Genomic DNA, 6598 nt, shown 5'->3' with positions numbered 1-6598 from the left:
GCTTATTTTTAAATGAGTTTAATTTTTATCGAACAGCAATGAAAATAAATAAAAATTTCAGGGCTAACGTACCCTTATTAGTTACCAATCGCAATCCTCTAATGCATGACAGGCATAATATTCAAAAAGGTCTTAACCCTATCTATTAAAGTAAACCCGCTTATTTAAAGTAACATCAGGAACCACTTCCTTAACTCTAGTAATTTTGCTAATTATAACGGCCTGTTGACCTATACAGGTAGAGAGCCCCAACATCAGTAAATTACCTTTATAAAACATTTCAGAGATCTTCTCTTCCCTCCCTGGATATGAAGATGGTTCCATATCAACCTCTTTTAAAGGATAATCAGAAGGCTTTTCAGACTGGAAAGTTCCGATAATAGCACAAGGGCTGAACGCTGCACTATTCAGCAAGATCTTTTCATTAGTTTGACTAATAGTGGAATATAGCATCAGCGACATGCTTACTAATGCCAAACAATCCTGAGGAACCTTTTCAGTAAAAGTTACCACTTGTCCTTCAAAACTTTGAAACCCTTCCAGATCGACATCCTGAAAGCCCAGATTTTCATAGTACTCCTCCCTAAAGTTAAATGCAACCAGCATTAAACGTATACGGTGTTTCATATAAGCTCCACTGACATTTCGCGGCCTTTTAATCCCTGTTAGAGTATCCAAGGAACCTAAACTAACACTTACAAACCCATCCACACTTTTACTCACCGAATGGCTCATCTGCAGCACCTCATGCAGTTTACTGTTCGCATTAAAGTCCAGTCCCTCTAATAAGGAAAGATCCCCATCATGCAAATCCCTCTTCCCCTTCTCTCCAGTTACATTGTTCAATATCGACCGGTACACCACTTGCGTACTCCTGTAAGCCGCCGTTCCATCCTTAAAAAAACAAGCCGGTTCAAATGCTGTCCTGATCACTGCTGCCGCTGAACTCGATAGTCCAAACTCTGTAGCACTCCTGATCGTCTTTTCAGTTTGTTTAAATGCTTTTGCTTTCCCCTGGATGATGTTCTTTCCCCGGTACTCCCTGTAAATCACTGAACCTGCGGTTCCGTGTACCATTCCTTTTTTATCTATAGTTGCCATAATCTTTATGTTAATCACGTAAAGAAATGACTAAAGATTATTTAAAATAAAAAAACTGCTAAAATTTCTCAAATCTTCTTTATAACGACATGAAACAGCAAGAATTACCTATTAAGAGTTTCAGGATAAGGCCCCCTCAAATTCACAAAATAAAAAATACAAGGATAAACGATAAACTAAAACTTATTGAAACCAAAAACCAACTCACAACAATCCCTCCTAAGTCCGACTTAAACAAGCCCACCTTGGACTTATACCAGACTCATATCACTACCATACTAGAATAAAAAAAAAGAAGTTTAAATAGAAACCAGCAAATTACTCACAAAACCCACCAGCAAAGATTTACCGTGGATCTTCCGCTAATATCTCCATCTTCGGGTTTCTTAGATACTCTGCATACCACCTAATCGCCTCAATGACCAATAAGGGATCATTCCCGTCATATTCTGAGGTTTCAAATGCAAGCAGATCGCCATTATCATTGGCATAAAACTGGAGTTCGTCTTCCTGAGGATCAAACTTATCTGAACCCAAACAGTAGACTCTAATTCTTAACGATCCGTCACGATGCCTGATAACATCCTGACAATTGTTATGAGGGTCCTTTACCAATAAAAATACTGAATGATCCATACTATATAAATACGGAATTACCCGCGATGTTTTAAAAAAAATTAAGTGTGTTGATTAATAACTTGTTGCAATTGAACACTGGTCAACACTCCTGACTGCCTCCACTTTATTTCACCATTTTTGAACAAGATCAGCGTTGGAACACCTTGCACATTATAGGCTTGCGCCGCTGCTGGATTCTTATCTACATCTATTTTAATGATGGTCACGGTATCTTCCAAAGCGGCCTTGAGTTCGCTAAGTATAGGCGACATCATTTTGCATGGCCCACACCAATCAGCAGAAAAATCTACCAGCGTGGGTTTATCCGAGTGTATAATATCTGAAAAACTTGGTCTTGTGCTCATAATATTAATTTTACAAGTAACACCTGAGATACCTCCTTGGTTTAAAATATAAACTAGATTTTTATTCGCAAGCCATCGTAAGCTATAAATATCCCTTCCGGCAGGTCTTTACTTACGTCGGCATGCTTACCCATAGTATGACTGAGATGAGTAAAATACGTCCGTTCCGCTTTTATTTCCTGTGCTAATGCAATAGCTTCACTAAGCGTCAGGTGTGAAATATGCGACCCTTTTTGCAATGCATTCAAAACCAACACCTTCGAACCCCTTATTTTTTCTTTCTCCGTTTCCGAAATAGTCTTTGCGTCTGTAATATACGTAAAACCTTCAAAACGGAAGCCCAGGACAGGCAGCATATAATGCATCGCCTCTATGGGAATAATCGTTTCGCCTGCTGCAATAAAGGGTTGATCTTTACTGATATCATGCAGGATAAGCAAAGGAATTCCGGGGTACTTCTTTTCAGTAAATACATAATGAAAATCACGTTTAATAGACTCCTGAACCCTTGGATGGGCATAAATATCCATCGCCTGGTGTTGCATATGATTGAATGCCCTCACATCATCCAGACCTGCTATATGATCTTTATGCTCATGTGTAAACAGGATCGCATCGAGCCTTTTTACCTGCGCACGCAACATCTGATAGCGGAAATCGGGACCAGTGTCTACCACAATATTCTTTCCATTAATTTCGACCATCACCGAACTGCGCAAACGGTTATCTTTCGGGTCTGCTGAAGTGCATACCGCGCATTGACATCCGATTACCGGCACGCCTTGAGAGGTTCCTGTTCCTAAAAATGTAACGATCACAGTAGTAGAGTAAATTGTTTCAATGTGTAAAGAAACTGTTTTTGTTTATCATTCAGCACATTTTCGTCTAAAGGAATTTTCAATAACAATTGGGACAGTTCATTAATTTTACTCTCCAATGTGGAAAAGCGATTAATTACAATCACCTTGCTCTGATCTAACACACAGGCGGCAGTTTTAAAATTCCCCTTTTCATACCGCAATTGATAATGCTGGTCTTTCAGTACCGATTCAAGCTTTTCCAGTGTATGTTTCGTGTAGGTGATTGGCATTCTGTTGCTTATATTAACGTAAATCTACAACTTCTACTCCGGGATAACTCTGCGAATTGAATGAAAATATAGATTCTGCAATTTTTACCGGTAGAAGTGATTTGATCAGGTAGCTGTAACGGTTTCCGTTTTTGTCAAATATCATCGCCTTGTAAATTTGTTTATTCAGCTTATCGATGGTGAGTCTGATCTTGAAAAAATTATTTCCAGAGGCGGTTGGGGTAAGATCAATGACGTTATAGACTCTTGAATTTTCCTTGATATCGGGCATGGATACATATTTATACCCCTTTTCATAGATCGTAAAGATTCGTGCCGGATTAATAGAATTGCTGCTGTTATCCACATTGCTCAGGTTGACTTCCTTATCCTGTTTCAGATAGGTCCACTGACTTTTTCCATCACTGATCATATCCTGTGTAGAGGTGATAATTTTATATTTATTGGTCTTTGATTTCGTATAAAGCGTGCCTGACTCGGTTTGCTTAAGTTTACTTTGCGGATTTTCTATGGTGTAGGTAAAGTTTGCTTTGATGATATCGTAAGCGGAATATTTTTTACTTACAGCGGCAAGGATTGCCTTTGCTTTTGAATCTGTTTGAGCACTGCTTAGCGCAGATATGGAAAAGAGTATTAGGATAGTGAAGAGTATTTTTTTCATGTGTTGTTTTTTACAAATCCTGCATGATGTGGGCAGGTATTGGTATAGACTCTATTTGGAACGAATAGTTTAGTTATTTTTTCAGGTTTTCGAGAAAGCTCTCCAGTGCATAGTCATCCGGAAGTCGTACCTCACGGGCTTTGCTTCCTTCAAATGGACCTACCACACCTGCTGCTTCCAGCTGATCGATGATTCTTCCTGCACGGTTATACCCTAATTTAAGCTTCCGCTGGATTAATGAGGTTGATCCTTGCTGATGCATCACGATGAGTCGCGCTGCGTCTTCAAACAGTGGATCACGGTCGCTGGCGTCAAAGTCCTTAATACTTCCTCCATCTCCGCTTTCATCTACATATTCGGGTAACATCCATGCAGAGTCGTAACCGCGTTGCCCGCCTATAAAATCGGATATGCGTTCTACTTCAGGGGTATCTACAAAGGCACATTGTAACCTGATCAGTTCGCTACCTGTGGATAAAAGCATATCCCCTCGTCCGATGAGCTGGTCGGCGCCTCCTGAATCTAGTATGGTACGGGAGTCAATTTTAGAGAGCACCCTAAAGGCTAAACGGGCAGGAAAATTGGCCTTAATCGTACCGGTAATAATATTAACGGATGGACGCTGTGTGGCAATGATTAAATGGATTCCTACGGCACGGGCTAGCTGTGCTAAACGCGCTATAGGGGTTTCTACTTCTTTTCCGGCTGTCATCATCAGGTCGGCAAACTCATCAATGATCAGCACGATAAAGGGCATAAAACGGTGGCCTTCTTCGGGATTCAGCTTACGGTTGATGAACTTATGATTGTATTCCTTCAGGTTACGCACCTGGCCATTTTTTAGCAGGTCATAACGCAGGTCCATTTCAATACAAAGCGAATTCAGCGTATTAATTACCTTCTTCGTATCAGTGATAATGGCGTCTTCTTCTCCGGGAAGTTTAGCCAGGAAATGTCTTTCTATTTTACGGAACAGGGTAAGCTCTACTTTTTTAGGATCGACCAGCACAAACTTCAGTTGTGAGGGATGCATCTTATATAAAAGCGAAACAAGTATGGCATTGATTCCGACCGACTTACCTTGTCCGGTTGCTCCTGCTACCAGTAAATGGGGCATTTTAGCTAAATCGGCAATGTACACTTCATTGGAAATCGTTTTCCCTAATGCGATGGGAAGATCCATGGTTGTATTCTGGAACTTCTCGGTGTTCATGATGGAGCGCATAGGCACCATCTCCGGATTCTGGTTGGGCACTTCTATTCCTATAGTTCCCTTTCCAGGCATTGGGGCAATGATACGGATCCCTAAAGCGGCCAGACTAAGTGCGATATCATCTTCCAGGTTTTTGATCTTGGAAATCCGTACGCCTGGAGCTGGAATAATTTCATAAAGGGTGACTGTGGGGCCAATGGTTGCCTTAATCTTATCAATCTCGATATTGTAATGATTCAGCGTTTCGACAATTTTGTTTTTGTTGGCTTCCAATTCATCTGCGTCTACCGATATTTTATTCGAACGATAGTTTTCCAGCAGGTCGAGTGTAGGGTACTTATAGGAGGACAGGTCAAGCTTCGGATCATACTGTCCAAATTTTTCCACCAAATGATCAGCCGTTTTTTCTTCTTCTGTTTTGACTACAGTGAATGCAGGCTGCGGTTTTTCTTCTTCTTCCTTTGGTTCCTCATTGCGTTGCACATTTAGAGGAATAGCGGATGCGACAACAGTGGAAAGAGGTATTGCTGTAGATGCAGCAGCGGATGCTACAGCAGGGATCGTTTCAAATGGAATAGTTACTCTTGGCACGAGCGGCTTAGATTCAGCGGGTGCTTCGTATTCTAAAGGTCTTGTAATGCGTTCCTGCTGTAAAGGTAGATGAGATGCCCCCTCTTCGGGTTTTTGCTGTTCGCGGTTCAGGCGACTTCTCCGGTTTGCAAGAGGGAATTCGACTGCCTCACTTCGGTATTCTTCTTCAATATCAGGATCTTCTGCAAGAACTGGTTCAGTATTAGGAATCTTTTTCTCTCTTTCAGGGATCTTAAAGTCTATATTATAGGCGATGATCAGGGCCGTTAATGCTGCAAAACCTAATAAGCCTGCTATACCTGAATTACCAATCTCGCTTTGCAGCAAGCGGTTCGTCCAAAAGCCAAACTCTCCTTCGAGATAATGTGGATAATCGGAACTGAAACTATGAAAGAAGGCTAATGTAATGGAGATGAATATCAGCAGGAAAAAGGAATATCCTAATGATTTGGCCAATGGTAAAATCTGCACCTTAAATAAGAGGCGATAACCAATTATGAAAAGGATGCCTATAAAAATAAAGGATGCTACGCCAAACCATTGGTAGATAAACTGATCTGATAATAATGCACCCAATCGGCCTAACCAGTTTTCGACAGGTAATTGCTGAGGCCCTGCAAGAACAACGCCATCAGTGTGCCCGAATAATTTATTCCACCCCCCGTTTGGTCCGGATACATAACTCTGATCGTCCTGCCATGTAAAAAGGTAGGAACTGAAGGCAATTAGAAAGTAAATAGATAGGATTAAGAAAAATAAGCCCACAATTTTAATCAGTCTGCCGTTATTAAACGTAAACTGAGGTAAGGTTTCGGTTCTTTCTTTCGATAAACGCTCCTTTGCAGTAGGTTTTATCTTGCCCTCTTCCCTGAATGTATTTGATCTGAACTGATTTCCTTTTACCGGCATTTGTAAGCGGTTTTAACCGTTCAAATATATGAAAGATATTATTTTTAAGA

At 40.8% G+C, this 6598-nt stretch carries 7 protein-coding genes; all 7 read right to left on the bottom strand.

Annotation, left to right across the window (positions count from 1 at the left end):
* Nucleotides 1-138: 138 nt before the first annotated feature.
* The 7 genes from BFL47_RS11085 to BFL47_RS11050 all read right to left on the bottom strand — a co-directional run bounded on the left by BFL47_RS11085 (nucleotide 139) and on the right by BFL47_RS11050 (nucleotide 6548).
* The gene (locus tag BFL47_RS11085) at nucleotides 139-1101 is read right to left on the bottom strand and encodes a hypothetical protein (RefSeq protein WP_069659858.1); all 963 of its coding nucleotides are present in this window, start codon (nucleotides 1099-1101) and stop codon (nucleotides 139-141) included.
* Nucleotides 1102-1446: 345 nt separating this feature from the next.
* Entirely contained in the window at nucleotides 1447-1737 is a 291-nt protein-coding gene (locus BFL47_RS11075; protein WP_069659856.1) for a hypothetical protein, read from the bottom strand.
* A 41-nt stretch (nucleotides 1738-1778) separates the two neighbouring features.
* Entirely contained in the window at nucleotides 1779-2084 is a 306-nt protein-coding gene (trxA, locus tag BFL47_RS11070; RefSeq protein ID WP_069659855.1) for a thioredoxin, read from the bottom strand.
* 53 nt (nucleotides 2085-2137) lie between these two features.
* Nucleotides 2138-2902 carry an MBL fold metallo-hydrolase gene (locus BFL47_RS11065; protein ID WP_069659854.1) on the bottom strand — a complete coding sequence of 255 codons (765 nt, stop codon included), beginning with the start codon at nucleotides 2900-2902 and terminating at the stop codon, nucleotides 2138-2140.
* Nucleotides 2899-3174, bottom strand: coding sequence for a hypothetical protein (locus tag BFL47_RS11060; protein ID WP_069659853.1), 276 nt, complete (start codon nucleotides 3172-3174; stop codon nucleotides 2899-2901). Before BFL47_RS11060 ends, BFL47_RS11065 begins: the two co-directional genes overlap by 4 nt.
* Nucleotides 3175-3187: 13 nt before the next feature.
* Entirely contained in the window at nucleotides 3188-3835 is a 648-nt protein-coding gene (locus BFL47_RS11055) for a LolA family protein (protein ID WP_069659852.1), read from the bottom strand.
* A gap of 73 nt (nucleotides 3836-3908) precedes the next feature.
* On the bottom strand, nucleotides 3909-6548 hold the full coding sequence (locus BFL47_RS11050; protein WP_069659851.1) for an FtsK/SpoIIIE family DNA translocase: 2640 nt from the start codon (nucleotides 6546-6548) through the stop codon (nucleotides 3909-3911).
* Nucleotides 6549-6598: the final 50 nt, after the last annotated feature.

The organism is Arcticibacter eurypsychrophilus (assembly GCF_001730525.1).
GTDB classification, from domain to species: Bacteria; Bacteroidota; Bacteroidia; order Sphingobacteriales; family Sphingobacteriaceae; genus Arcticibacter; species Arcticibacter eurypsychrophilus.
The sequence above is the reverse complement of the archived record's forward strand: the minus strand, read 5'-3'. Positions and strand labels throughout refer to the sequence as shown.

Coding starts and splice junctions, on each gene's coding strand:
- BFL47_RS11050 (WP_069659851.1), bottom strand. CDS start 6,548: ATGCCGGTAAAAGGAAATCAGTTCAGATCAAATACATTCAGGGAAGAG.
- BFL47_RS11085 (WP_069659858.1), bottom strand. CDS start 1,101: ATGGCAACTATAGATAAAAAAGGAATGGTACACGGAACCGCAGGTTCA.
- BFL47_RS11060 (WP_069659853.1), bottom strand. CDS start 3,174: ATGCCAATCACCTACACGAAACATACACTGGAAAAGCTTGAATCGGTA.
- BFL47_RS11075 (WP_069659856.1), bottom strand. CDS start 1,737: ATGGATCATTCAGTATTTTTATTGGTAAAGGACCCTCATAACAATTGT.
- trxA (WP_069659855.1), bottom strand. CDS start 2,084: ATGAGCACAAGACCAAGTTTTTCAGATATTATACACTCGGATAAACCC.
- BFL47_RS11055 (WP_069659852.1), bottom strand. CDS start 3,835: ATGAAAAAAATACTCTTCACTATCCTAATACTCTTTTCCATATCTGCG.